This is a genomic window from Sandarakinorhabdus rubra, assembly GCF_010994245.1.
Lineage (GTDB): Bacteria > Pseudomonadota > Alphaproteobacteria > Sphingomonadales > Sphingomonadaceae > Sandarakinorhabdus > Sandarakinorhabdus rubra.
On record NZ_WMHO01000409.1, the window covers coordinates 1 to 882 of the forward strand.

At 72.2% G+C, this 882-nt stretch carries 1 protein-coding gene and 1 pseudogene; both read left to right on the forward strand.

From position 1 onward, the window contains the following. Positions 1-277, forward strand: a pseudogene (locus GJV64_RS14900) (hypothetical protein); the annotation flags it as partial. Between the two features lie 163 nt (positions 278-440). Continuing rightward, a partial coding sequence (locus GJV64_RS14905; RefSeq protein WP_164158287.1) for a biotin/lipoyl-binding protein occupies positions 441-882 on the forward strand: 442 nt, incomplete at its 3' end.

Here is an 882-nt window from a genome sequence, read left to right on the forward strand (position 1 = left end):
TGCCGCCGTTGCGGCGCCCCTGGGCGCCCGCCTGGTGATCGAGGAGCTGCGCAGCCGTGACTGGGCCAGCCTCACGCTCACCGGCGCCCGTCACGAGCTTGACGTGCGCCTCGACGGCCCCGGCGCGGCTGCTGCGCTGGAGGCCGTGGCCACGGTGCTGCCGCAGGCGCAGATCGCCATGCCGGGCCGCATCCTGGCTGAACTGGTGGTGGAGCCGGGCACCGCCGACGATGAGGGCGTGGCACTCACCCTATGTGCGCTGGTGATCGACGACTGAAACGCATCAATGCAGGCAGGCGGGCGGGCAGGCCCGGCTTGCGACATTATTGAGCAGCGCTCAAAAATTCTTGCAAACCCGCCTGTCGCCGGGCAGCATGGCTATCACTGATTGGCTGGGACTGACTTCCAGCCGGTGATCGCATCGGGCGGCAGGCGGGCGCATGATTCTCGGTTCCGTGACAGACAATTGTGACCCCGGCGCCGTGAGGGCGGCCAGGCGGCTGGCATTCCTGCTGGGGGCCGGCCTTGCGCTGGCCGGCTGTGGCAGCGAGGCGCCGCCGCCCCCGGCGCGCGCCCCGGCGCTGCCGGTCAGGGTGGCCACCGTGCAGCCGGCCAGTGGCACATCCGATCTGGTGGTGGCCGGCACCGTGCGCCTGAAGCGCGAAACGCCGCTCTCGTTCAACACGCCGGGCCGCATCGCCGCCATATTGGTGCGGGAAGGGGACCGGGTGGCCGCCGGGCAGGTGCTGGCGCGGCTCGACACCACGTCGCTGGGCGCCGCGCAGGCCTCGGCCCGGGCCGAGGTGGTGCGGGCTGCGGCCGAGCTGAAGCGGTCGGAAGACCTGTTCCGCAAGGGCTGGGTGACGGCGCCGCGGGTGGAGC